The following is a 22,550-nucleotide window of genomic DNA, read 5'->3' as shown; positions in this document are numbered from 1 at the left end:
GGTGTGGGGAAGGCTGCGCGTCGTCGCTCTCTCGTGCATCGACCTGCCCTCACTGCTTCGGCCACGGGGCACTGACGCACCAGGCGATGGCGTCGACGTCCAGGCAGGCGTCGGCAGCCTGGACGCTACCCGCGAGAATCGTGGCGAACCCGAAGAGGACGGCGGCGGTGATGCCGAAGATGGCGAGGCTGTTCACGATGGCTCCTGTTGCGTTGGTGGGACGCGAGATGGAGCCGGACTTGGCCGGCACGGCGACCGACATGTGGCATTTTACGGAAAGTCGTCAGCAATGGTTAGCCAATTGCCAACGTGTTGCCGCCCGGCACCAGAGCCGGCCGGGATGCCAAAAACAAAGGGCGCCCGCAGACGCCCTTTGCATCATGCCTCGGCGACGTCCGGTAGCGAGGCCGGTGCCCCGGCGCCCTCGCTGGGCGGCCTGATCTTGAGGAACGGCACCAGGATCACCACCAGGCTGAACGAGATGATCTGGTAGACGATGGCCGGCGCCGCCGCCTCGGCGAAGGCGACATGCGGGGCCTCGCCGGCCGCAAACCCGGCCGCGAGCTGGGTGAAGAAGATCTGCCCCACCAGTGCCACGCCGATCGCTCCACCGACCTGCTGGAAGGCCTGCAGCGCACCCGAACCGGCGCCGGCATCGCGCGGCGGCACGCCCGCCAGCACCGACTGGAACAGGCCCGAGAAGCCGAGGCCGAGACCGAGGCCCGCAATCAGCAGCGGCGGCAGCAGGGTCCAGTGGTCGACGCTGTCGCCGAGCCCGCGGATGATCAGATCAAGCCAGGTGATGCCGACCACGAGCGTTGCGGCGCCGAGCGCCAGCCGGGTGCGGAGATAGCGCTGGCCGAGCCGGCCGATGAACAGCGAGACGGCGAGCACGCCGATCGAGAACGGCGTGTTCACCAGCCCCGACTCGAGCGGTGTGAAGCCGTAGCCCGACTGCAGCATCAGCGAGATGACCATGAACATGGCCGGCACGCCCGAGGCGAAGATCGTGGTGATGAGCAGGCCGAGCAGGTAGTTCGGATTGCTGATCAGGCTGAAGTTCAACAACTGCGGCTCGTTGATGCGGGCGCGGTGGCGCTCCCAGATGACGAACAGGCCGGCAAGCAGCAGGCCCACCGCCATCACGGCCCAGAGCCAGGTCGGCCAGCCCAGGGCGTGGCCTTCGACCAGCGGAAAGACGAGGGCGACGATGGCCGTGACGAACAGGCCGATGCCGACGAAATCGTTCTTCAGCGTGGGATGGCCGGGGGTGCGCGGAATGAGATACCAGCCGGCGACCACGGCGAGGATGCCGAACGGGATATTGACGAGGAAGATCGGACGCCAGTCGAGGCCCCAGAGGTTCGCGCCGATCAGCAGGCCACCCACGATCGGGCCGGCGACGGCGGCAAGGCCGGAGCTCAAGCCGAACAGCGAGAAGGCCTGGCCCTTTTCCTCGGGCGGGAAGGTGACCTGGGCGATGGCGAGGACCTGCGGGGTCATGGCGGCGCCGGCGAGGCCCTGCAGCACGCGGGCGATGATCAGCCACTCGATCGAGGGCGCGAGGCCGCAGAAGGCGGAGGCCAGCGTGAAGGCGGCGACGCCGATGAGGAACATGCGGGTGCGCCCGACGATGTCGCCGAGCCGGCCGAAGGGCAGCAGGCCGAGTGCGAAGGCGAGAACATAGGCGGCGATGACCCATTCAATATGGCTCGCATCGGCCCCCAGGTTCTGCTGCAGGCTGGGGAGCGCGACGTTGACGATGGTGACGTCGATGAGATTCATGAAGCTGGCGAGCAGCAGCACGGCGAGCGCCACCCAGCGGCGCGGATCGGCGTCCGCCTTGGACTGCGGCACATGGAAATGCGAAGACATGGACTAGTTCCTGGTCGGTACCTGGTTGCGAACGGCGCGGCGCAGCTCGGCGCACAGGCGTTCGAAATATGGTGGTGCGGTATCGGGACCGCGAGCGAAGCCGGTGAACGCCCCGATGACCATGCTGGCCGCGGCCTCGGGATCGAGATCGGACCTGAAGGTGCCGTCGGCGACGCCATCACGGAGGATATCGCCGACGAGTTCGTGCCACCTGATGAGGATGGGCTGGATGGCTGCGTGGATGACCGCGTCGCGGCGCGCCCGTTCCATCAGCTCGGACAGGACCGCGAGGGTGTCGCGCTGCTCATAGAACATCTCGCTGAAGTCGAAGAACTCGTGCTCGAGCCGTTCCAGCGGCGACAGGTGGGCGCGCGGCCGCGCCAGCGACTGGGCCCGGAAGTCGTCGCGCATCGCGTCGGCGACGAGCCCGATCAGCGCCTCCTTGGTGGGCACGTGATAGTGCAGCGTCGCGACGTTGATGCCGACGCGGGCCGCGATATCGCGGGTCCTCAGGCCCTCGAAGCCCTTCTCGGCGATCAGTCCGCGCGCCGCCGAGGCAATGGCACGGCGGCGGCCGTCGGTGGATTCACGCTTCGTGGCGGAGGTGGTGAGCGACATGCGCGATCCTTTCTGGAGGGCGCTTCATGCACCATCGCCGCATCTCAATCAAGTGATTGATTGATCAAAATGCGCCGGATCGCTCCACTGCCTTGCGCAAGCCGCGGGATGAAACTTCGGGCGATACCTGCCATAGTGGTGGGATGAACGACCTGACCCCATCGCCGCGCTCTTTCTCCCACGTCACCGACTGGGTGTTCGACCTCGACAACACGCTCTATCCGCGCGAGTGCAACCTGTTCGCGCAGATTGACCTGCTGATCTCGGACTACATGGTGAACGTCACCCGGCTGCCGTACCAGGAGGCGCGGGCGCTGCAGAAGGCGTATTACCGCGACTACGGAACGACGCTGAACGGCCTGATGCAGCTGCACGAGGTCGATCCGGACCATTTCCTCACCACCGTGCATGCGATCGACTATTCGCCTGTCGTGGCGCACCCCGACCTGGTGGACGCGATCCGCGCCCTGCCCGGCCGCAAGTTCATCCTCACCAACGGCGATGTCGGACATGCGCAGTCGGTGCTGAACCGGCTCGGCAATGCCGACGGGCTGTTCGAGGACATCTTCGACATCCGCGCCATGAGCTACAGGCCGAAGCCGCTGGCCGAGGCGTATGACGCGTTCTTCCAAAAGCACGGCATCGACGCCCGGCGGGCCGCGATGTTCGACGATCTCGAAAAGAACCTCATGGTTCCGCACGACACCGGCATGGCCACCGTGCAGGTGATCGCCGGCGAGGCGTTCGTGCATGAACAGGTGGAAGCCTGGGAGCTCGAACGTACCGGCGGCGCGCATGTGCACCACATGACGGCGGATCTGGCTGGGTTTTTGCGCAAGCTGCCGTAGTCGGATGGGCGCAAGGGGGGCGCTCGCGATGAAGGTCAACGTCGTCTATGCGCATCCGGCAGCCGACAGCTACCACGCGTCGCTGCACCAGCGGATCCTGCGGACACTCAACGCCAGGGGCGACGAGGTCATCGACTTCGACCTCTACGCGATGAAGTTCGACCCGACGATGGGGGAGGAGGAGTGGCGCGGGCACGAAGAGCCAACGCGGCCGCCGCCGCAGGACCTGAAGGTCTATGTCGACGCGCTGACATGGTCCGACGCCTGCGTATTCTGCTTTCCCACCTGGTGGCTGGGCATGCCGGCGATCCTCAAGGGTTATTTCGATCGCGTATGGCGTCCGGGCGTTGCATTTGAGCAGCCGCTGGACGGAGGTCTCATCAAGCCGGCTCTCAAGAACCTCACCCGGATGGGTGTGGTCACCACCTGCGGCGCACCCTGGTTCTACAACAGGCTGTTGATGCAGGATCCGGCGAGAAAGGTGCTGTTGCGCGGACTGAAGGCCACCTGCGGCGGCCCCGGCGTGAAGCACCTCTATCTCGCGCAGCACTCCGTCTACGACATCTCGCCGGAGGCGCGGGAAAAGTTCGCGCAGAAGGTCGAGCAGCGGTTCGCCCAGTTCAAGGGCGCGGCCGCCCCTCAGCTCACCAGCGTCACTTCCGGCAGGTTGTAGTGCTCGCGAATGACGTTCCAGCCGTCCTCGGCGCTGTCCACCACAGTGAACAGGTGCGGGTCGTCCGGGGCGATGGTGCCGGCCTCGGCGAGGGCCTCGAAGTTGATGACCCTGTTCCAGAACTGCTTGCCGAACAGCAGCAGCGGGACGCGCTCCATGCGGCCGGTCTGGATCAGGGTGAGCGTCTCGAAGAACTCGTCGAGCGTGCCGAAGCCGCCGGGGAAGATCGCCACCGCGCGGGCGCGCAGCAGGAAGTGGATCTTGCGGGTCGCGAAATAGTGGAAATTGAAGCAGAGGTCGGGCGTGATGTAGGCGTTGGGCGCCTGCTCATGCGGCAGCACGATATTGAGCCCGATGGTGGGCGCACCGACATCGGCCGCCCCTCGATTGCCGGCTTCCATCACGCCGGGGCCGCCGCCGGTAACCACCACATAGTCGCGGAAGTCGAGCGCGCGCGAGGTGAGCGAGGCATACTGGGCGAAGCGACGCGCCTCGTCATAGTAGAGCGAGGCGGCCTCGAGATTGCGCTTCTGCGTCTCGTTGCGCGCCGCCCAGGCGGGCTTGCCCGGCTCGGGGATGCGGGCGCCACCGAACAGCACCACGGTCGAGCGGATGCCGTGTTCGCGCAGGCGGAACTCGGGCTTGAGATACTCCAGCTGGAAACGGATCCCGCGGGTATCCTCGCTGGTCATGAACTCTTCGTCGGAGAAGGCGAGGCGGAACGCAGCCGATTCCGTCTGCGGGGTCGAGGGCGCGCGTTTGGCCGCATCCAGGTCCTCGACCGAGGTGCGAAGCGGGGTGTGGGCGCGTCTGGCCATTCTACGTCTCCGAAACAGGTCCCGAGCTTCCCATGGCCGGGGTTAAGGATCGTTGACAGCAGGACCGGGCCGGATAATGTCCGGCGCGCCTGAGTTTCCTATTGAAAGCACGTCCATGTCCCACGCCGATCTCGCCCAGACCATCGATGCCGCCTGGGAGGCGCGCACCGAGATCAGCTTCAATACGCAGGGCGCAGTGCGCGAGGCGGTGGAGACCGCGCTCGAGCTGCTCGACAGCGGCAAGGCGCGGGTCGCCGAGAAGTCGGGCGACGGCTGGGTGGTCAACCAGTGGCTGAAGAAGGCGGTGCTCCTGAGCTTCCGGCTCAACGACAACGCCGTGATCCAGGGTCCTGGCGGCACCACCTGGTGGGACAAGGTGCCCTCCAAGTTCGAGGGCTGGGGTGAGAACCGCTTCCGCGAAGCCGGCTTCCGTGCGGTTCCCGGCTCGATCGTCAGGCGCGGCTCGCATATCGGTCGCGGCGTCGTCCTGATGCCGAGCTTCGTCAACATCGGCGCCTTCGTCGACGAGAACTCGATGGTCGACGGCTGGGCCACGGTCGGCTCATGCGCGCAGATCGGCAAGAACGTGCACCTGAGCGGCGGCGTCGGCATCGGCGGCGTGCTCGAGCCGATGCAGGCGGGCCCCACCATCATCGAAGACAACTGCTTCATCGGCGCCCGCTCCGAAGTTGTCGAGGGCGTCGTGGTCGGCGAAGGCTCGGTGCTGTCGATGGGCGTCTATATCGGCGCCTCGACCAAGATCGTCGACCGCGCCACCGGCGAAGTGCACATCGGCAAGGTGCCGCCCTACTCGGTGGTGGTCTCCGGCAGCCTGCCCGGCAAGCCCCTCCCCAACGGCAACCCCGGCCCGAACCTCTACTGCGCCGTGATCGTCAAGACGGTCGACGCACAGACCCGCAGCAAGACCGGGATCAACGAGTTGCTGCGGGACTAGTGAGCCTCCAGTTCGGGTTCCTGAAGGGCACCAACGGGCCGAACCGCTTTGGCCCCGATCCCCTCCGCCCGCCGGTTCCCGCGATCTAGCGGTGCGGCTGGTGGGATGGCGGCGACTCTACTAGGCTTCGCGCGCGGCATGAGGGCGCCGCGGAAAGCCATAGAGGGAAGAATGGACTTTCAGTATCTCTACCTGAGAACCGACGGGCGCATCTCGCGCAAGACGTGGTGGATCGGGGCCATCGTGCTGCTGGTGGCCAACCTCATCATCTCGTTTCTCATTCTGCCGCTGGTCGGGCTGGGGGGCCCGAACATGGCGGCGATCATGGCGAACAATACCGATCCGGTGCAGGTCGCGGCGATCGCGGGCGGCATCATCCAGGCTTCGGCCTGGGGGAGCCTCGTGGTGTTCCTGATCTTCGCCTATCCGGCCTACTGCCTGTCGGTGAAGCGCCGGCACGACAAGAACAACAACGGCAGGGACATCCTGATCTACTTCGCGGCGATCGTGGTGACGCTGCTGGTCCAGGCGCTGGGGTTCGGCTTCACCGTGACCGATGTGCAGGGCGTGCAGGTGCCGACGCCGAACGTGCTGTTCTCGGTAATCGGCTTCGCGGTCGGTGTTCTCGGCCTCTACATGCTGGTCGTCCTCGGTTTCCTCAAGGGCACCAACGGCACCAATGACTACGGCCCCGATCCGCTGACCGGCGGCGCGGCCGCTACCGCGTAACCAGAAGAACGGACGGGACATGCCCACACCACCCGGGATCGATCCCGTCCAACTCCTCGCCGACCTGATCCGCCAGCCTTCGGTCACCCCCGAACTGCACGGCGCATTCGACGTGCTCGAAGCCGCTCTGATCCCGCTCGGGTTCACGTGCCAGCGGGTGCGCTTCGAGGGGGACGGCTCGTATCCGGTCGACAACCTGTTCGCGACGCGCGGGAATGGCGGCAGGCACCTGCTGTTTGCCGGTCACACCGATGTGGTGCCGCCCGGCGACGTCGCGGCGTGGACGCATCCGCCCTTTGCGGCGGAGATCGTCGACGGCACGATCTATGGGCGCGGCGCGGCCGACATGAAGTCGGGGATCGCGGCGTTCGTCGCCGCCATCTCGCGGATCAACCCGAACGGCACCATCTCGCTCGCCATCACCAATGACGAGGAAGCGGACTCGGTCAACGGCACCGACAAGCTGATGGCCTGGGCCAGGGCGCAGGGACACAGCTTCGACTTCGCCATCGTCGGCGAGCCCAGCGCCACCGCGCGCGTGGGCGACAGCATCAAGATCGGGCGGCGTGGCTCGCTCAACGGCCAGATCCGGGTGACGGGCACGCAGGGGCACGTCGCCTATCCCGACAGGGCCAACAATCCGCTGCCCGTGGCCGCCGCGCTGGTGCTCGCCCTCTCGGGCAAGATCGATGACGGCACGGATCACTTCCCGCCCTCGAACCTCGAGTTCACCTCGATCGACGTCGGCAACGCGACGACCAATGTCATCCCGGCCTCGGCGCTGCTGCGCTTCAACGTCCGCTACAATGACCGCTGGACGCCGGAGACGCTCGCCGATGCGGTCAATGACGTCATCGGTACCGAGGACCTGCGGGGCACGCAGGTCGAGTTCACCGTGGTGGGCCGGCCATCGCGCTCGTTCCTGTCGCCGCTCGGCGGCGGCGTCGAGACGCTGGTCGAGACCATCGCGCGCCGCACCGGCATACCACCGGAGCTCTCGACCGGCGGCGGCACGTCGGATGCGCGCTTCATCGCCGAGTACTGCCCGGTGGTGGAGTGCGGCCTCCCCGGCCCGACCATGCACAAGGTCGACGAGAACGTGCGCGTCAGCGACGTCGAGGAACTGACCGCACTCTATGCCACGTTCATCGCGGACTACCTGGGGACGAAGTGATGGCCGACGGTTTCTACAGCGCCGTCGGCGCGGCCAGCCGCGCGGCCATGGGTCTGCCGCCCAAGGCGGATGCCCCGCCCGTGACCGTCACCTGGACGCATGCCGTCACCGGCATCGTGGTGCTGGCAATCCTGCAGGCGGCGATCATCGTCTGGTCCGTCTCCAGCATGCCGCTAGAGGCGCTCAGGGTCAGCGTCGATTTCGGCACAGTTGCCATCGTGACGCTGGCGGCGCCCTTCGTCGTGCTCGGCGCTGCCGCAGTGCTTTTGAAGCGCGAGCAGCTCCCGGCGATCTATTTGTTCATGGCGCTTGTTCTTGCGATCAGCCAGATCGCGTTGCTGGCACTCGGTGCGTTCGGTGTCGGTTCGGCGGGCTCCGCGCTAGTTGGCCTCGTCGGATACTTCTCCGCCCGGGCGACGAAAAGCCTACTGAGGGTCGGCTGGGGCAGTGCGATCCTTATCGGGGCGGTCGTGGCGCTGGCAATGTTCGCGGCGCAATCCCTGATCCTCGCGCTGCCAACGGGACAGGCAATGCTGGGGGCGCAATGAACGCCTTCGGCGAGCTGTGGCGGGCCATCACCGGATGGTTCGAACTGCTGCTTGCCCGCCCGAAGGCGCGCGAGAAATTCACCCTCACCCGCGCCGGCCTCGTCAATGCCGCGGGCTTCTACTTCGCCATGGTGCTGCTGATCATCGCGATCGAATCAGCGCTCACGAGATTTCCTGGCTGGCTCCAGGTCGTGCTGAGCCTCCTGGTCAACGGCCTCTATCTCGGCGCGGCGCTGTTCGTCACCTGGGCCACCGCACGGCTGCTGAAGGCGCCCGCCCTCGCGATCGCGGTGCCCGTCACCTACGCCATGGGCCTGCTGCTCGGCACTTCGTGGATCGTGGCCTATTTCGCGGGCCCCGGCGCACTGGCTTTCGTCATGGCGCTGCGGGTGCTGATGTTCTTCCGGGCGGCGCGCGAAATGGGACAACTCGGGTTCGGCGTTTCCACGGCATTTGCCATTCTTTGCACTGCCCTGCTTGCCGCCATCCCCCCGGGGCTCTACATGCTCGTCACCAGCATTCTCGGACCCTTTTAGTGCCAGCACCGAACAGCAACTTCCTCGATGAGGCGCGCGCCGCAGCGCGCGGCGTGTTCGCCCTCGTGATGGGCGACCGCGGTGCCTCGCGCCATTTCCTGTTCACCGAGACGGGCCTCGTCAGCAGCTTCATCGCGGTGCTGATTGTCACGGGGATCCAGCTGGTGCTCACCGCAGCCGTCGGCTCGGGCAGCATGCTCGCGTCGCTCGTGCAGTCCGTGATCATCTATGGCGCGACGCTGGGCGCCTCGGCGCTCTACCTGCGGCAGATCGGCCGGTGGGATGCGCTCGTGCCGTTCGTCGTCACGGTCAACTGGTCGAACGCGATCCTGTCGATGATCATGCTCGTGACCCTGATGCTGGGGCTCGGCTTCCTCGTCCTCGTCTTCCTCATCGTCGGCATCGTGCTGTCGATCAACATCGCCCGGCTGGTGATGACGCTGAAGCCGGTGCAGATCGTGCTGCTGATCCTCGCGCAGGCGGTGGGGCTGATCCTGGCACTGATCCTGATCGTGCTGCTGTTCCCGCCGACGCCGGAGCAGCTGGCCGAGATCGCCGCGGCAAGCAGCGCGCGCTAGTAGTCGACCTTCGTCAGGTACAATCCGTCCGGCGGCGCCAGCGGGCCGCAGCGGCTGCGATCGCGCGCGTCGAGCGCGGCGCGGAAGTCGCGCGGGGTCCACTTGCCCTCGCCCACCAGCTTGAGCGAACCCACCATCGAGCGCACCTGCGAATGGAGGAAGCTCCGCGCCCTGGCGGCGACGACGATCATCTCGGCCTGCCGCGACACGCTGAAGATATCGAGCGTGCGCTGGGGCGACTTGGCCTGGCATTCGGACGCACGGAAGGTGGTGAAGTCGTGCTTGCCGAGGATCAGCTGCGCCGCGGCATGCATAGCGTCGGCATCGAGCACGACCGGCACATGCCAGACCCGGCCGGCATCGAGACCCGCCCGGGCGCGCCGATTGAGGATGCGATACTCGTAGTAACGGGCAATCGCCGAAAAGCGCGCCTCGAAACTCTCGTCGACCCGATCCGCGGTCAGGATCGCCACCGGGTGCGGCTTGGTGTGATAGTTCAGCGCCTCGCGCACCTTGAACGGATCCCACTCCCGCTCGAGGTCGAAATGCACCACCTGCCCCAGCGCATGCACACCGGCATCGGTGCGGCCGGCGGCCTGCGTGACCACGCTCTCGCCGGAAAAACGCTCGATCGCCTCCTCGAGCAGTTGCTGCACCGAGAGATCGCCAGCCTGCCGCTGCCAGCCGCAGAAGGGGCGGCCGTCATATTCGATGCTGAGGCGGTAGCGGGGCATCAGGAACGGACCTCGCGACCCGGCATCCCTGCCTCGATTATCCCCCTCATGGCCGGGCTTGTCCCGGCCATCCAGCCACGCGGCGTCTGCCGCGTGAGAAGACTTCTCTCGCCGCGCCGACGCGCGGCGGCTGGATCACCGGGACAAGCCCGGTGATGAGGGACACAGGTAAGCGCCGAGGGGCTACTCATCCCGCCCGGTCCGGCAGCACGATCGCGCCACATCGCCACCTCTCCCTTGGGGGAGAGGTCGGAGCGCGCAGCGCTCCGGGTGAGGGGGCCTTGCGGCATCACGAAGCCTTCTCCGGCAGAGACCCCGCCCCACGCAGGAACGTGGCCGCATCCATGGCGCCCTTGCCTTCCCGCTGCACGGCGGTCAGCCACACGGCGCCGCTGCCGCAGGCAATGGTGAGATCGGAAAGGATCGTGCCCGGCGCGCCCTGCCCGGCGACCAGCGTCGAGCGCAGCGCCTTGATGCGCGTCGGGTTGCCGTTGAGTTCGAGCTCGAACCAGGCACCGGGGAACGGCGACAGCCCGCGGATCTGGTTGTGCACCTCGGCGGCGGGCTTCGTCCAATCGATCCGCGCCTCGGCCTTGTCGATCTTGGCGGCGTTGGTGACGCCTTCTTCCGCCTGGGGCGTGAAGTGCAGGCTGCCGCGATCCAGTGCGGCGAGGGCCCGGCCCATAAGGTCGGCGCCGACCAGCATCATCTTGTCGTGGAGTTCGCCGGCCGTCATGTCCGGACCGATCGGCATTTCCTCGATGAGGCCGACAGCGCCGGTATCGAGCCCCTCGTCCATCTGCATCACCATGACGCCGGTGCGGGCGTCGCCGGCCATGACGGCACGCTGGATGGGAGCCGCGCCGCGCCAGCGCGGCAGGAGCGAACCGTGGAGGTTGAGGCAACCGAGACGCGGCGCCTCGAGGATCGGCTTGGGCAGGATCAGGCCATAGGCGACGACGATGGCGACATCGGCATCGAGCGAGGCGAAAACCTCCTGCTCGGCGTCCTGCTTCAGCGAGCGCGGCGTGAAGACCGGGATGCCGAAGCCCTCAGCCGCCTCGTGCACGGGCGACTTCCGCTCCACCTGCCCGCGCCCAGCCGGTTTTGGCGCGCGCGAATAGACGGCGACGACCTCGTGTCCGGTCGAGACGATCTCGGTGAGAGTGGGCACCGCGAACTCGGGCGTGCCCATGAAGATGATTTTCATAAGTCCCCGGTCTCTCGATGGTCGCCTTCTCCCCTTGTGGGAGAAGGTGGCGCGCAGCGCCGGATGAGGGGTCCCGCGAAACGAAGTGTAGCGCGATCCGAGTGAAGCGAGGAGCGTCCGGTACGCGGAGAGATACCCCTCATCCGCCCTTCGGGCACCTTCTCCCACAAGGGGAGAAGGCGCTCACAGCTGATGCGGTTGACTCAGCTCGCCTTCTTGGACAGCCGGTCGGCCTTCTGGAACTTCTTCAGCACGCGGTCGCGCTTCAGGCGGCTCAGGTAGTCGATGTAGAGCACGCCATCGAGGTGATCGATCTCATGCTGGATGCAGATGGCGAGCCGGTCGGCGGCGTCGCGCTCGACCACCTTGCCGTCGAGATCGGTGTAGCGGACGGTGACCTCGGCCGGACGCTCCACATCGTAGTAGAGCTCGGGGATCGACAGGCACCCTTCCTCGGTGACGACGGTCTCGTCCGAGTACTTGAGGATCTCGGGGTTCACCATCACGATCGGATCAGGTGCGTCGCCTTCCTTGGCGAGGTCCATCACCACGATGCGGCGGAGTTCGCCGATCTGCGGCGCGGCCAAGCCGATGCCGGGCGCATCGTACATGGTCTCGAGCATGTCCTTGGCGAGTTGCTTCACCTCATCGTCGATCTTCTCGATCGGCTCTGCAATGGCGCGCAGGCGCTCGTCGGGAAGGATAAGGATGGGGCGCTTGGCCATGAACGTTCAGTCCTTCATCGGGGGTTGCCGCTGAATATGGTATTTCCCCGCCCCGGGTCAACGGCAAGCCGGTTTACCGGTTCGCAAGGATAATTGCGGCGGACGTGAACAATGCCAGAACATTGCTACGCCGAATCGTGTAGGCTGCCGCGATGGACCGCATCCTCTTCGTCGTCGCCGACTTTCCCGTCACGCTCGAAATGGCCGCGCTTGCAGCCGCCGGGCTGTTCGCTGCCCTCCTGATCGCGCTGCTCGTCGTCGCGATCCGGCAGGCCAAGGCACGGACCGAGGAGGCGCAGCAGCGGGCCGCGGAGGCGGAAGCGCTGCGGCTGAAGTCCACCGAGACCGAGCGGCACCTCGCCGACATGATGCGCATCCAGTCCGAGATGACCGGCCGCATGCAGACGATGAGCGAGATTTTCGGCTCGCGCACGTCGGACCTCGCACGGCTCGTCAACGACCGGCTCGACAGCCAGGGCCAGCGCCTCGGCGCGGCCATGCAGGAGGGCAATACCAAGACCAACGAGAGCCTCGCCAAGCTCCAGGAGCGGCTGGCGGTCATCGACCGGGCGCAGTCGAACATCACCCAGCTTTCGCAGGACGTGGTCGGCCTGCAGTCGATCCTCGCCAACAAGCAGACGCGCGGCGCCTTCGGCCAGGGGCGCATGGAGACGATCATCGGGGACGGGCTCGCGCCCAACTCCTACGCCTTTCAGGCAACGCTCTCGAACGGCAGCCGGCCCGATGCGCTGGTGTACATGCCCAACAACGCCCCCTCGCTGGTCATCGACGCCAAGTTCCCGCTCGAGAGCTGGCAGCGGCTGGGCGATGCGCAGGCGCAGGAAGAGACCCGCTTCGCCGCAAACGGCTTCCGTAACGATATGGGCGTCCACATCAAGGCGATCTCGGAGAAGTACCTGATCCCCGGCGAGACGGCGGACACGGCCTTCCTGTTCGTGCCTTCGGAGTCGATCTTTGCGGACCTGCACGAAAAGTTCGAGGACGTCGTGCAGCGCGCACTCAAGGCGCGGGTGGTGATCGTCTCGCCCTCGATCCTGATGCTGTCGATCCAGGTGGTGCAGGCGCTGCTGCGCGACGTGAGGATGCGCGAGGAAGCGCACAAGATCCAGCGCGAGGTGCGCGAACTGCTGCTCGATGTCGGCCGGCTCGACGAGCGCGTGCGCAAGCTCCAGACCCACTTCACCCAGGCCAGCAACGATATCGGCGACATCCTCACCTCGTCGGGCAAGGTGCTCCGGCGCGGCGAGCGGATCGAGGCGATGGAGTTCGAAGAGGCGCGGCCCGAGCAGCGCCTCGCCGGGGAGTGATCAGCCGACTGCCTTCATGGGCACGGACTGCGCTGCGGCATCCAGTGTTCGCGTCTTGCCCTCGGTCAGCGACTCGAAGTGCCGAATGTCCTTGGGCTTGCTGAGCAGGTAGCCCTGCGCCGTCTGGCAGACCTCGCCCCTGAGGAACTCGAGTTCCTCGGGCCGCTCCACGCCTTCGGCGACAACCGGTACGTTCAGCCCGCTGCCCAACCCCAGCACGGCACGCACGATGGCGGCCGACTGCATGTTGTTGTCCACCGAGCGGATGAACGACTGGTCGACCTTGATCTTCGAGAACGGGAAGGCACGCAGGTTGGCGAGCGACGAGTAGCCCGTGCCGAAATCATCCATGGCGATGCGAACGCCGAGCGCCCGGATCTGGCGCAGGGTGGTGATGGCGCGCGCCATGTCGCGGATCAGCGCCGACTCGGTGATCTCGACCTCGAGCCGCGTCGGGTCGAGCCCGGTCTGCAGCAGCACCTCGTGCACCGTCTGCGCGAAGGTGGGCGAGTGGATCTGCACGGCGGAGACGTTTACGGCGACGCTGAGCGGCACCTTCCACCTGGCCGCCTCGGCGCAGGCGGTGCGCAGCACCCATTCGCCGATCTGCAGGATCAGCCCGCTCTCCTCGGCCACCGGCACGAACACCCCCGGCGAGATCTCGCCACGCTCGGGATGGGTCCAGCGCACCAGCGCCTCGAAGCCGGTGACCTCGTCCGACTGGATATCGACCTGCGGCTGGTAGACGAGCCGCAGCTGGTTGCGCGACACGGCGTGGCGCAGATCGTGCTCGAGCATGCGGCGGTCGCGCACTTCGGCGCCCATGGCACTTTCGAAGAAGCGATAGATGCCGCGACCATCCTGCTTGGCGCGATAGAGGGCCGTGTCGGCATGGGTCATCAGCTGTTCGTCGGTGTCGGCATTGTCCGGAAAAAGCGCGATGCCGATCGAGCCGGAGATCATGGCGCCGCTCGTCGACATGTCGTTGTCGCGGCGGAAGGCATCGAGGATCTGCTCGGCGACACGGCCGGCGCGCGCGGGTGTGCCGATATCGGGAAGCAGCACCGCGAACTCGTCGCCGCTGAGGCGCGCGGCGTAACCGACGCCTTCGATCGTGCCGAGCAGCGCCTGCCCGACACGCTGCAGCAGCGTATCGCCGGCGGCATGGCCGAACAGGTCGTTCACTTCCTTGAAGCGATCGAGGTCGAGACACATGACCGCGAAGGTCTGCTCGTGACGGCGGGCATGGGCGATCTCGTCAGCCAGCTTGCGCGCGAAGCTCACGCGATTGGGGAGCCCGGTGAGGGCGTCATGGTGGGCGAGGAAACGGATGTGCTGCTCGGCCTGCTTGCGCGCCGAAAGATCGCGCACCGCGATGGCCTGGTGCGGGGCACCCGCAAAATCGACATGCCGCAGGATGACCTCCGCCGGCACGACACCGAAGGCGGCCCTGAGGTCGGTTTCGATCGGCGCGTTGGGCCGCTCATCGAGAGCGTTGCACACCGCGGTGCCGAGGAAGTCGGCAAGCGGCCGGCCCTGCACGTCGGCCTCCGGCGCTTCGATCAGCTTGAGGAAGCTCTGGTTGGCGGTAACGATGATGCCGTTCTTCGCGACGACCAGCCCTTCCACTGCGGCGTCGGCGAGACCGCGCATGCGGTCGCCCTCGGCAGCGGTGCGGCGGCGGTCGAGCATGTCGAGATAGGTGCCGCCCACGGCAAACAGCAGGATCATCACCGAGACCAGCGCGACGACGATCGACAGCCACTGCGGCGTCGCGTCATTGGCGGCAACCACGGGGAAACAGTTCTCGAGGCCTGCCGCGCCCATGGCGGTGAAGTGCATGGCGCAGATGGCCAGCGTCAGCAGTACCGTGGCGCGGAGGCGGCGGCGCAGCGTGTGGCCGCGCACGGCGAAATAGAGCGCGCCGGCGCCGAAGGCCATGCCGAACAGCACGGAAGCGGCGACAAGCGGCGAGTGCCAGACGATGCCGCCGCCGATGAGCAGCGCGGCCATGCCGGTGTAATGCATCGAGGCGATGCCGATCCCCACCACGGCGCCGCCGAGCACCGCGTCCATGGGGCGCGGGCCAATCGCGGCGAACCACAGGCCGCCACCAACGATCGCGATGGCGATGGCGAGCGACAGGACGGTGACCGGCAGGTCGTAGCCGACCGGCATGCCGGCGTGGAAAGCCAGCATCGCGACGAAGTGCGTCGCCCAGATGCCGAAGCCCACCGAAACGGCGGCAACAGCGAGCCAGACCTTCTTCATCGGGCCTTCGGTCCGGCGGGCATGGATGAGCAGGGTAATGCCGGCAAACGCCGAGAGCGAACAGACCAGGGCCGCGAGGGCCACGAGGCGAAGGTCATGCTGCTCGAACACTGTTGAAATCACTGACTGCACGATGCCCGCGTCCTTCTGGAGCCAACCGCCCCCAGCTGTGTCCGAGGCTGGTGAAGGGAGTCTTGCCGGCCGTGCAACTGACTGTACTTAGGCGCTCACTTTCGCCGACGCCGTAAACGCCCGCTTAATGGGGCCGCCGGCGAGCGCCTCACGCAATCTGACATTTTCGCGACCGCCACCCCGCCCCGCCGATCGATGGGTTAGCCTCTGCGTTGTTCAAAGAGTGGAGGGCCATAAAGTGGACGATACCAGCAGGACTGCTCCCAAGATCACCCAGGAGATGATCAATCTCTTCGACGACTACACGCACCTGAGCCTCGATCGCCGCAGGTTCATGGACAACCTCGCCAAGCTCACGGGCTCGATGGGCGCCGCGACGATCGTCGCGGCAATGATGGCGCCCAGCGTCAAAGCGCAGGGGCTCGTTGCCGAGGACGACGCGCGGCTTACGACGGCAGACGTGACCTATCCCGGCGCCAAGGGCGAGATGAAAGGCTACCTCGCCTATCCGTCGGAAGGCGGCCCGTTCGGCGCGGTGATCGTCGTGCACGAGAACCGCGGCCTCAACGCGCACATCAAGGACGTGGCGCGGCGCATGGCGCTCGAGGGCTTCCTTGTCATCGCGCCCGACTTCCTGTCCGATCTCGGCGGCACGCCGGCCGACGAGGAAGCCGCGCGCCCGCTGTTCCAGCAGCTGAGCCAGACCGACGTCGTCGCCAACGGCATCGCGACCATCGCCTGGCTCAAGCAGCACGAGAAATCGAACGGCAAGGTCGGCGCGATGGGCTTCTGCTGGGGCGGCGGCACCGTCAACAATCTCGCCACGCAGGCCCCGGATCTCCTCGCCGCTGTCGCCTATTACGGCGGCCAGCCCAACCCCGAGGCCGTGGCCGCCATCAAGGCCAGGGTCCTCGCGCACTATGGCGGGCTCGACGAGCGCATCAATGCCGGCATCCCGGAGTTCGAGGCAGCGCTGAAGGCAGCGGGAACGGACTACCAGATCTTCGTCTACGAGGGCGCCAACCACGCCTTCAACAACGACACGTCGGCGGCGCGCTACGACAAGGCAGCGGCGGACCTCGCGTGGTCGCGCACTGTCGGCCTGTTCAAGGAAGTGCTAAGCTGATCACATGTCGGCCGGCCATGAACTGGCCGACATCCCGGCGCGTTGATCCTTCGAGGAGAACGCCATGAGCACGAACCATCGTTTCCGAAACCTGATCGCCGAAGACACCCCGGCGGGAAACGATGGTGACCTGCCCGGTTTCGCCCAGCCGGTGACCCAGACTGAGATCGAAGAGCTGCTCTACGGCGACGACTGGCCCATCGAGGACCGGCTGGCGCGGCTGCGCGAGATGCGCGAGGAACTCGCCGATCTCGAAGCGACGGACTTCGGCGACGAGGATCCGCTGGTGCTGGTCCGCTCCATCGACGAAGCCATCGCCAGGCTGACCGGTCTTGATGGGGAAGGCATGGATCCGACCTCGATCGACCACGACCCTTCCGCGCATCGCGAGACGCTGGCCCCCGATTCCGACGAGCTCGAAGCCATCGAGGAAGCTGACGAAGCCTCGCTGACCGAGGACGAGGAGGAGGCCGTCGACGAGCGTGAATGGCTCGACGGCGACGGGCTCGATCGCGACGAAGTCGAGGACGAAGACGGCTGACTCGGCCGCCCCACCGTCGATTTCTCCAGTTTGTCCCTCATGGTCGGGCTTGTCCCGGCCATCCAGCTACGCAGCGTCCGCTTTCGCCGCGCCGACGCGCGGCAGCTGGATCACCGGGGACAAGCCCGGTGATGAGGGACCACCATGGGGTGTGGCACTTCGAAGGATAGACGTTAGAACGCCGTCCGCGCCTTGAGCGCCTGGCTGAGCGTGCCCTCGTCGAGATAGTCCAGCTCGCCGCCCACCGGCACGCCATGCGCAAGCCGCGTGATCTTCACCCCGCTCGGCGCAAGCCGGTCGGTGATGTAGTGCGCCGTGGTCTGGCCCTCGACCGTGGCATTGACCGCCAGCACGATCTCGTTGAACTCGGGCGCCCGCTTCAGCAGCGCATCGATCGAGAGGTCGTCCGGCCCGACTCCATCGAGCGGCGACAGCACGCCGCCCAGCACATGGTACTTCACCGCCCCTACCCCGGCGCGCTCCAGCGCCCAGAGGTCGGCGACATCCTCGACGACGATGAGGATACCGCTCTCGCCGCGGCGCGGGTCGACGCAGATGTGGCAGGGCGAGCGCGTATCGATATTACCGCAGGTCTCGCACACGGTCACCGCCTCGACGGCGCGATCGAGCGCCGCCGACAGCGGGATCATCAACTGCTCTTTCTTCTTGATCAGCTGCAGCACAGCCCGCCGCGCCGAGCGCGGCCCGAGCCCGGGCAGGCGCGCGAGGAGCTGGATCAGCTGTTCGATTTCGGGTCCGCCGTTGGCCATGGTCTCTCCGGTCTACCTTCTCCCCTTGTGGGAGAAGGTGCCCGAAAGGGCGGATGAGGGGTTCTCTCCGCGAGTCGGGACCGCTCCTCGCTACACTCGGATCGCGCGACACTCGCGCGTCGCGGGACCCCTCATCCGGCGCTTCGCGCCACCTCGCGGCGAGGGCTAGGCCCTCGTCCGCTGCCCACACGGGGAGAAGGCAAGCCGGTGTCCGGGGAAACACCCCGGTAGACGTCAGAACGGGAACTTCATGCCCGGAGGCAGCGGCAGGCCCGCTGTCATCTCCTGCATCTTGGCATTCATCTCGTACTCGGCCTTGCCCTTGGCGTCATTGTGGGCCGCGAGGATGAGGTCTTCGAGCACCGAAACGTCGTCGGAGACGAGGCTGGGGTCGATCTTCAGGCCCTTCATCTCGCCCTTGCCGTTAAGCGTCACCACCACGAGGCCGCCGCCGGAGCGGCCCTCGACGGTCATCTCGGCGACCTTGTTCTGGAACTCCTCCATCCGCCCCTTCATCTCCTGGGCGGCCTTCATCATTCCCATCAGGTCTTTCATTCGTCGTCTTCCTCATCGCTGTCGCGGATGGCATCCGCGTAGGCTTCGATCGGTATCTGTTCCTGCTTGACGGTGACGCGCACCGTGGCGCCGGGGAACTTCTCGATGATGGCTTGCACCAGCGGATCCTGGTGGGCCTCCTGGCGCACCGCTTCCTGCCGTTCCTCGCGCTGTTCGCGCATGGTGGGCACGTGCTGTGCGTCATTCTTGAGGGTGATCATCCACTGCCGGTTGGTCCACAGCTTCAGCTTGGCGCTGAGGGTCTGGATGATCCCCGGGTCGGCATTGGGGACGAGCGCCACCTCGAGCCGCCCGTCGCCGATCGAAACCGGACGGAGCGAGCTCTCGAGCGCATGCTTGACGATCAGGTCGCGTTTCTCGCCGGCGAGCGCCACGAGGTCGGCATAGCTGCGCGGATTGGCGAAGGCCTGCGGCGCCGGCGTTGCAATTGCGGGCGCGGGCGCGGCCTCGAACTGCGGCGCAACCTGCGGCTGTAGCTGGCGTGCCGCCGCGGGACCACCGCCACCGCCATTGCCGCGCGCCAACGGCGCCATCTGCGGCGCGGCCGGAGGCGGCAAGTTGCCGAGCTTGGCGATCAGCTCGTCTGGGGTCGGCAGGTCGGCGGCATAGGCGAGGCGGACCAGCACCATTTCGGCTGCCTGCAGGCCGTTGCCCGCCTGCTGCACTTCGTCGAAGCCCTTGAACAGGATCTGCCAGGTGCGGCTCAGTACGCGCATGCCGAGCTTCTGGGCCATCTGGGCCCCGCGCGCCCGCTCGTCGGGCGTCAGCGACACGTCGTCGGCCGCGGCCGGCACGACCTTGATGCGGGTGACGAGGTGGGTGAAGTCGCAGAGGTCGGCGATGATCGTCAGCGGGTCGGCGCCGGCATCGTAGAGTTCGCGCAGGTTCGTCAGCGCGTCGCCGATGCGCCCGGCCATCAGCGCCTCGAACAGGTCGATGGTGCGGGCGCGGTCGCCCAGCCCGAGCATCGCCTTCACCGTCGCCGCCGTGACCTTGCCGTCGCCATGGCTGATGGCCTGGTCGAGCAGGGACTGGTTGTCGCGCACGCTGCCTTCGCCGGCGCGCACGATCATGGCCAGCGCCTCGGGCTCGTATTCGATCTTCTCGCGTCCGAGCAGGTCGATGAGATGGGCGTTCATCACGTCGGGCGGCACGCGGCGCAGGTCGAAGCGCATGCAACGCGACAGGATCGTCACCGGGACCTTCCTGATCTCGGTGGTGGCGAAGATGAACTTCACATAGGGCGGCGGCTCTTCGAGCGTCTTCAGCAGCCCGTTGAAGGCCGCCGTCGAGAGCATGTGCACTTCGTCGATGATGTAGACCTTGTAGGGCGCCGAGACGGGCCCGTACTTCACCGAGTCGATGATCTCGCGGATATCGTTGATGCCGGTGTTCGAGGCAGCGTCCATCTCGACCACGTCGACATGGCGGCCTTCGATGATGGCGCGGTCGTGGATGCCTTCCTTGGTGAAATCCAGCGTCGGGCGGCGGCCGGTCTCGTCCTCGTAGTTGAAGGCACGCGCGAGGATGCGCGCAGTAGTGGTCTTGCCCACCCCGCGCACGCCGGTGAGGATGAAGGCGTGGTGGATACGGCCGGATTTGAACGCGTTGCGCAGCGTCTGCACCATCGCGTCCTGGCCGATCAGGGAATCGAAGCTCAGCGGCCGGTACTTGCGGGCGAGCACGAGATAGGGCGACGACGCCGGCGAGGTGGCGGGCGGCAGCATATCGTCGGGGAACATTCCTTCAGCCATGGCAGAGCATATAGCGAGCGCAGGCACGGATCGCAAAAGATCATGCCCGCGACATGACGGCCCGACCGATAAAGATGTGGGGAAGTAGGAGGCTGGCAACGACCCGTGAAGGTCTCGTTGGGGCTGCTACCTTCCGGTCCTGACCCGGTTGGCGAGGAACACGTCCGCGCCAACCTCCCGGTCCGGTATATGGCTGCTCATTGCGGCGAAGGCAAGATGCAACCTTTGCCCCAGTCCTGCCGTTGATTCGCCCAGTTCTGCGTAAACGGAGCCCGGCAATGATCGCCAGAGGGAGCCAGGACGAACAGGAAGCTGGCCGCTACATCGCCCATTGGCAGGGCATGATCGCGCATTGGAACAATGTGGCGGACGGCTATCGAAACGCCGCCCGCGGACGGGCCACCGCCAGCGACGAGTTGCTGGACGAGGCCGACAGCACGCGCCGCGCCATCCAGCAGGCACACGAGCTGGCCGACCGGCTCATCGAGAATCTCCCGCATGGCCACGACCTGCGTCGCGACCTGTTCCAGGTCTCGGCCGCGCTGGAAGCGCTCAGCGCCAGCGTCGGCATATCGGTCGACCGCATGGTGCCGCGCATCGAGGCGAACCACGACATCGCCGGGCTGAAATACCTGCTCGGAGCGCTCAAGCGCGATGCGGGACTGGGCGCCTAGTCGGTGAACCCTGAACGTATCCCTCAGGCCTTGTTAACAAAGTCGGGCGCATTCTAATCAACATCACGAGCCCCAAAGGAGGCTTGTCATGTTGAAGACCGTCCGCGTTCCCCATGAACTCATCGCGCTGAGCCAGATGCAGCGTGCCGCCGTCCGCGAAGTCGGCGCCCCGCTCTACCTGCCGGCGTTCGAGCACCAGATCCTCGAGGCCGACGCGCGGCGCGACGAGCCGACCGACGACCTCGACTGGGGCGCGGAAGCCGGCGGCCTCACGATCGGGGCCGACGAGGACGACGACTTCTACTGAGCGCCGTCCGGCGAAGCCGCCGGGTAGACGCCGAGCACGTGGAAGTGGTCGGTGAAGAAGCTCAGCTCCTCGAAGGCGAGCTGCACGGCCCGATCGGACGGGTGCCCCTCGATATCGGCATAGAACTGCGTGGCGGTGAACGAGCCATCGAGCATGTAGCTCTCGAGCTTGGTCATGTTCACGCCATTGGTGGCAAAGCCGCCCATCGCCTTGTAGAGCGCCGCCGGCACGTTGCGGACGCGGAACACGAACGTGGTCTTCACCTTGGCGCTGCCCGGCTTGGGCTCCTCGGCCTTCTTCGAGATGACGAGGAAACGGGTGGTGTTGTGGGCGGCGTCCTCGATATTGCCCGCCACCACGTCGAGGCCGTAGACCTCGGCGGCAAAGCGCGAGGCGATGGCGCCCACCGTCCTGTCGCCCTTCTGCGCGATCTCGCGAGCCGAGCCGGCGGTGTCGACGCCGTTGATCGTCCTCAGCTTGTGCTTGTTGATGAACTTGCGGCACTGGCCGAGCGCTACCGACAGGGACTGCACCGCCTTGATGTCCTCGAGCCTGGTGCCCGGAAGGCCGAGCAGGTTCATCTCGATGCGCAGGAAATGCTCGCCGGTGATGAACAGGCCGCTCTCGGGCAGCAGGTGGTAGATGTCGGTGATGCGCCCGTAGAGCGAGTTTTCCACCGGTACCACGCCATACTCGGCGTCGCCGTTCTGCACGGCGGCGATGGTGTCCTCGAAGGTCGTGCAGGGCAGCGCTTCGTCGTCGGGAAAGAGCGCATGGGTCGCGGCATGGCTGAACGCCCCCGGCTCACCCTGGAACGCGATCTTTCTGGTCATGGACTGGAACTCCCCACAGCTGGCGGGCGCCTTAATGGAACCGGCGCCGGCCCAAGTCAATGTTGAGGAATACACTCCTGTTTCCACTATGTCGCAGCGGATGCGAACCCCGTTGCACCCCTCCCGGCGACCGACTATCTTTCGCGCGCGTCGGGACTGGGGCTTGAAGCGCCGGGGCAGGCTATGTATGGCCTCGCATCGTTCCGCCGTTCATCAT

25 protein-coding genes and 1 other RNA gene are annotated in these 22,550 nt (G+C 66.5%); 13 read left to right on the top strand and 13 right to left on the bottom strand.

Going from position 1 to position 22,550, the window contains the following annotated elements; all coding sequences use genetic code 11:
- Positions 1-49: 49 nt before the first annotated feature.
- The 3 genes from PRN20_RS05905 to PRN20_RS05895 all read right to left on the bottom strand — a co-directional run bounded on the left by PRN20_RS05905 (position 50) and on the right by PRN20_RS05895 (position 2,493).
- On the bottom strand, positions 50-262 hold the full coding sequence (locus PRN20_RS05905; protein ID WP_273956272.1) for a hypothetical protein: 213 nt from the start codon (positions 260-262) through the stop codon (positions 50-52).
- Between the two features lie 116 nt (positions 263-378).
- Positions 379-1,875, bottom strand: a complete 1,497-nt coding sequence (locus tag PRN20_RS05900) for an MFS transporter (protein ID WP_273956270.1) — start codon at positions 1,873-1,875, stop codon at positions 379-381.
- Positions 1,876-1,878: 3 nt separating this feature from the next.
- Positions 1,879-2,493 (bottom strand): TetR/AcrR family transcriptional regulator, encoded by a 615-nt coding sequence (locus PRN20_RS05895; protein ID WP_273956268.1) that lies wholly within the window; start codon positions 2,491-2,493, stop codon positions 1,879-1,881.
- Between the two features lie 143 nt (positions 2,494-2,636).
- Here PRN20_RS05895 and PRN20_RS05890 point away from each other — a divergent pair, with 143 nt between their 5' ends.
- Positions 2,637-3,341: a pyrimidine 5'-nucleotidase gene (locus tag PRN20_RS05890; protein WP_273956265.1), complete on the top strand. Its 705-nt coding sequence runs from the start codon at positions 2,637-2,639 to the stop codon at positions 3,339-3,341.
- A 28-nt stretch (positions 3,342-3,369) separates the two neighbouring features.
- The gene (locus tag PRN20_RS05885; protein WP_273956263.1) at positions 3,370-4,014 is read left to right on the top strand and encodes an NAD(P)H-dependent oxidoreductase; all 645 of its coding nucleotides are present in this window, start codon (positions 3,370-3,372) and stop codon (positions 4,012-4,014) included.
- Here PRN20_RS05885 and PRN20_RS05880 read toward each other — a convergent pair.
- Positions 3,981-4,832, bottom strand: coding sequence for an LOG family protein (locus PRN20_RS05880; protein WP_273956261.1), 852 nt, complete (start codon positions 4,830-4,832; stop codon positions 3,981-3,983). The two genes, PRN20_RS05885 and PRN20_RS05880, sit on opposite strands and share 34 nt — an antisense overlap.
- Positions 4,833-4,947: 115 nt before the next feature.
- On the opposite strand from PRN20_RS05880, the gene dapD reads away from it, so the two are divergent.
- The 6 genes from dapD to PRN20_RS05850 all read left to right on the top strand — a co-directional run bounded on the left by dapD (position 4,948) and on the right by PRN20_RS05850 (position 9,352).
- Positions 4,948-5,787, top strand: coding sequence for a 2,3,4,5-tetrahydropyridine-2,6-dicarboxylate N-succinyltransferase (dapD, locus tag PRN20_RS05875; protein WP_273956259.1), 840 nt, complete (start codon positions 4,948-4,950; stop codon positions 5,785-5,787).
- A 171-nt stretch (positions 5,788-5,958) separates the two neighbouring features.
- Positions 5,959-6,516 (top strand): DUF805 domain-containing protein, encoded by a 558-nt coding sequence (locus tag PRN20_RS05870; RefSeq protein WP_273956257.1) that lies wholly within the window; start codon positions 5,959-5,961, stop codon positions 6,514-6,516.
- A 19-nt stretch (positions 6,517-6,535) separates the two neighbouring features.
- The gene (dapE, locus tag PRN20_RS05865; RefSeq protein ID WP_273956255.1) at positions 6,536-7,690 is read left to right on the top strand and encodes a succinyl-diaminopimelate desuccinylase; all 1,155 of its coding nucleotides are present in this window, start codon (positions 6,536-6,538) and stop codon (positions 7,688-7,690) included.
- Positions 7,690-8,238 carry a hypothetical protein gene (locus tag PRN20_RS05860; RefSeq protein WP_273956253.1) on the top strand — a complete coding sequence of 183 codons (549 nt, stop codon included), beginning with the start codon at positions 7,690-7,692 and terminating at the stop codon, positions 8,236-8,238. Before dapE ends, PRN20_RS05860 begins: the two co-directional genes overlap by 1 nt.
- On the top strand, positions 8,235-8,774 hold the full coding sequence (locus PRN20_RS05855; RefSeq protein WP_273956250.1) for a hypothetical protein: 540 nt from the start codon (positions 8,235-8,237) through the stop codon (positions 8,772-8,774). Before PRN20_RS05860 ends, PRN20_RS05855 begins: the two co-directional genes overlap by 4 nt.
- The gene (locus PRN20_RS05850; protein ID WP_273956248.1) at positions 8,774-9,352 is read left to right on the top strand and encodes a hypothetical protein; all 579 of its coding nucleotides are present in this window, start codon (positions 8,774-8,776) and stop codon (positions 9,350-9,352) included. Before PRN20_RS05855 ends, PRN20_RS05850 begins: the two co-directional genes overlap by 1 nt.
- Here the strand turns inward: PRN20_RS05850 and truA are convergent.
- The 3 genes from truA to def all read right to left on the bottom strand — a co-directional run bounded on the left by truA (position 9,349) and on the right by def (position 12,021).
- The gene (gene truA / locus PRN20_RS05845) at positions 9,349-10,086 is read right to left on the bottom strand and encodes a tRNA pseudouridine(38-40) synthase TruA (protein WP_273956246.1); all 738 of its coding nucleotides are present in this window, start codon (positions 10,084-10,086) and stop codon (positions 9,349-9,351) included. The two genes, PRN20_RS05850 and truA, sit on opposite strands and share 4 nt — an antisense overlap.
- Before the next feature lie 289 nt (positions 10,087-10,375).
- Positions 10,376-11,296 carry a methionyl-tRNA formyltransferase gene (fmt, locus tag PRN20_RS05840; RefSeq protein WP_273956243.1) on the bottom strand — a complete coding sequence of 307 codons (921 nt, stop codon included), beginning with the start codon at positions 11,294-11,296 and terminating at the stop codon, positions 10,376-10,378.
- Positions 11,297-11,499: 203 nt separating this feature from the next.
- Positions 11,500-12,021, bottom strand: a complete 522-nt coding sequence (gene def / locus PRN20_RS05835) for a peptide deformylase (protein ID WP_273956240.1) — start codon at positions 12,019-12,021, stop codon at positions 11,500-11,502.
- 200 nt (positions 12,022-12,221) lie between these two features.
- Here def and PRN20_RS05830 point away from each other — a divergent pair, with 200 nt between their 5' ends.
- The gene (locus PRN20_RS05830; RefSeq protein ID WP_443112542.1) at positions 12,222-13,349 is read left to right on the top strand and encodes a DNA recombination protein RmuC; all 1,128 of its coding nucleotides are present in this window, start codon (positions 12,222-12,224) and stop codon (positions 13,347-13,349) included.
- Here PRN20_RS05830 and PRN20_RS05825 read toward each other — a convergent pair whose 3' ends face one another.
- Entirely contained in the window at positions 13,350-15,752 is a 2,403-nt protein-coding gene (locus tag PRN20_RS05825; protein WP_273956238.1) for a bifunctional diguanylate cyclase/phosphodiesterase, read from the bottom strand.
- 238 nt (positions 15,753-15,990) lie between these two features.
- On the opposite strand from PRN20_RS05825, the gene PRN20_RS05820 reads away from it, so the two are divergent.
- Together PRN20_RS05820 and PRN20_RS05815 are read left to right on the top strand one after the other, a co-directional pair.
- On the top strand, positions 15,991-16,878 hold the full coding sequence (locus tag PRN20_RS05820; protein WP_273956235.1) for a dienelactone hydrolase family protein: 888 nt from the start codon (positions 15,991-15,993) through the stop codon (positions 16,876-16,878).
- Between the two features lie 64 nt (positions 16,879-16,942).
- Positions 16,943-17,419: a hypothetical protein gene (locus PRN20_RS05815; protein WP_273956233.1), complete on the top strand. Its 477-nt coding sequence runs from the start codon at positions 16,943-16,945 to the stop codon at positions 17,417-17,419.
- Between the two features lie 173 nt (positions 17,420-17,592).
- Here the strand turns inward: PRN20_RS05815 and recR are convergent, their stop codons facing one another.
- The 4 genes from recR to ffs form a co-directional block, all read right to left on the bottom strand.
- Positions 17,593-18,189: a recombination mediator RecR gene (gene recR, locus PRN20_RS05810; RefSeq protein WP_273956230.1), complete on the bottom strand. Its 597-nt coding sequence runs from the start codon at positions 18,187-18,189 to the stop codon at positions 17,593-17,595.
- A 234-nt stretch (positions 18,190-18,423) separates the two neighbouring features.
- Positions 18,424-18,744 (bottom strand): YbaB/EbfC family nucleoid-associated protein, encoded by a 321-nt coding sequence (locus PRN20_RS05805; RefSeq protein WP_055877229.1) that lies wholly within the window; start codon positions 18,742-18,744, stop codon positions 18,424-18,426.
- The gene (locus PRN20_RS05800) at positions 18,741-20,507 is read right to left on the bottom strand and encodes a DNA polymerase III subunit gamma/tau (protein ID WP_273956216.1); all 1,767 of its coding nucleotides are present in this window, start codon (positions 20,505-20,507) and stop codon (positions 18,741-18,743) included. The genes PRN20_RS05805 and PRN20_RS05800 overlap by 4 nt, the downstream gene beginning before the upstream one ends.
- Before the next feature lie 95 nt (positions 20,508-20,602).
- An RNA gene (gene ffs / locus PRN20_RS05795) (signal recognition particle sRNA small type) lies at positions 20,603-20,698 on the bottom strand.
- A 99-nt stretch (positions 20,699-20,797) separates the two neighbouring features.
- Between ffs and PRN20_RS05790 the strand changes: the two genes are divergently transcribed.
- Both PRN20_RS05790 and PRN20_RS05785 read left to right on the top strand, forming a co-directional pair.
- A complete protein-coding gene (locus PRN20_RS05790; protein ID WP_273956213.1) occupies positions 20,798-21,193 on the top strand; it encodes a hypothetical protein in 396 nt (131 codons plus the stop codon).
- An 88-nt stretch (positions 21,194-21,281) separates the two neighbouring features.
- Positions 21,282-21,500 (top strand): hypothetical protein, encoded by a 219-nt coding sequence (locus PRN20_RS05785; protein ID WP_273956209.1) that lies wholly within the window; start codon positions 21,282-21,284, stop codon positions 21,498-21,500.
- Here the strand turns inward: PRN20_RS05785 and PRN20_RS05780 are convergent.
- A complete protein-coding gene (locus PRN20_RS05780) occupies positions 21,494-22,333 on the bottom strand; it encodes a prephenate dehydratase (protein ID WP_273956207.1) in 840 nt (279 codons plus the stop codon). The two genes, PRN20_RS05785 and PRN20_RS05780, sit on opposite strands and share 7 nt — an antisense overlap.
- Between the last annotated feature and the right edge of the window lie 217 nt (positions 22,334-22,550).

This window comes from Devosia sp. ZB163 (genome assembly GCF_028613635.1).
Classification (GTDB): Bacteria; Pseudomonadota; Alphaproteobacteria; order Rhizobiales; family Devosiaceae; genus Devosia_A.
This window is presented reverse-complemented; position numbering and strand designations above follow the sequence as displayed.

Excerpts from the sequence above, each read along its gene's own strand:
- PRN20_RS05905 (WP_273956272.1), bottom strand. The coding sequence starts at position 262 with ATGTCGGTCGCCGTGCCGGCCAAGTCCGGCTCCATCTCGCGTCCCACC.
- PRN20_RS05900 (WP_273956270.1), bottom strand. The coding sequence starts at position 1,875 with ATGTCTTCGCATTTCCATGTGCCGCAGTCCAAGGCGGACGCCGATCCG.
- PRN20_RS05895 (WP_273956268.1), bottom strand. The coding sequence starts at position 2,493 with ATGTCGCTCACCACCTCCGCCACGAAGCGTGAATCCACCGACGGCCGC.
- PRN20_RS05890 (WP_273956265.1), top strand. The coding sequence starts at position 2,637 with ATGAACGACCTGACCCCATCGCCGCGCTCTTTCTCCCACGTCACCGAC.
- PRN20_RS05885 (WP_273956263.1), top strand. The coding sequence starts at position 3,370 with ATGAAGGTCAACGTCGTCTATGCGCATCCGGCAGCCGACAGCTACCAC.
- PRN20_RS05880 (WP_273956261.1), bottom strand. The coding sequence starts at position 4,832 with ATGGCCAGACGCGCCCACACCCCGCTTCGCACCTCGGTCGAGGACCTG.
- dapD (WP_273956259.1), top strand. The coding sequence starts at position 4,948 with ATGTCCCACGCCGATCTCGCCCAGACCATCGATGCCGCCTGGGAGGCG.
- PRN20_RS05870 (WP_273956257.1), top strand. The coding sequence starts at position 5,959 with ATGGACTTTCAGTATCTCTACCTGAGAACCGACGGGCGCATCTCGCGC.
- dapE (WP_273956255.1), top strand. The coding sequence starts at position 6,536 with ATGCCCACACCACCCGGGATCGATCCCGTCCAACTCCTCGCCGACCTG.
- PRN20_RS05860 (WP_273956253.1), top strand. The coding sequence starts at position 7,690 with ATGGCCGACGGTTTCTACAGCGCCGTCGGCGCGGCCAGCCGCGCGGCC.
- PRN20_RS05855 (WP_273956250.1), top strand. The coding sequence starts at position 8,235 with ATGAACGCCTTCGGCGAGCTGTGGCGGGCCATCACCGGATGGTTCGAA.
- truA (WP_273956246.1), bottom strand. The coding sequence starts at position 10,086 with ATGCCCCGCTACCGCCTCAGCATCGAATATGACGGCCGCCCCTTCTGC.
- fmt (WP_273956243.1), bottom strand. The coding sequence starts at position 11,296 with ATGAAAATCATCTTCATGGGCACGCCCGAGTTCGCGGTGCCCACTCTC.
- def (WP_273956240.1), bottom strand. The coding sequence starts at position 12,021 with ATGGCCAAGCGCCCCATCCTTATCCTTCCCGACGAGCGCCTGCGCGCC.
- PRN20_RS05830 (WP_443112542.1), top strand. The coding sequence starts at position 12,222 with ATGGCCGCGCTTGCAGCCGCCGGGCTGTTCGCTGCCCTCCTGATCGCG.
- PRN20_RS05815 (WP_273956233.1), top strand. The coding sequence starts at position 16,943 with ATGAGCACGAACCATCGTTTCCGAAACCTGATCGCCGAAGACACCCCG.
- recR (WP_273956230.1), bottom strand. The coding sequence starts at position 18,189 with ATGGCCAACGGCGGACCCGAAATCGAACAGCTGATCCAGCTCCTCGCG.
- PRN20_RS05805 (WP_055877229.1), bottom strand. The coding sequence starts at position 18,744 with ATGAAAGACCTGATGGGAATGATGAAGGCCGCCCAGGAGATGAAGGGG.
- PRN20_RS05800 (WP_273956216.1), bottom strand. The coding sequence starts at position 20,507 with ATGTTCCCCGACGATATGCTGCCGCCCGCCACCTCGCCGGCGTCGTCG.
- PRN20_RS05790 (WP_273956213.1), top strand. The coding sequence starts at position 20,798 with ATGATCGCCAGAGGGAGCCAGGACGAACAGGAAGCTGGCCGCTACATC.
- PRN20_RS05785 (WP_273956209.1), top strand. The coding sequence starts at position 21,282 with ATGTTGAAGACCGTCCGCGTTCCCCATGAACTCATCGCGCTGAGCCAG.
- PRN20_RS05780 (WP_273956207.1), bottom strand. The coding sequence starts at position 22,333 with ATGACCAGAAAGATCGCGTTCCAGGGTGAGCCGGGGGCGTTCAGCCAT.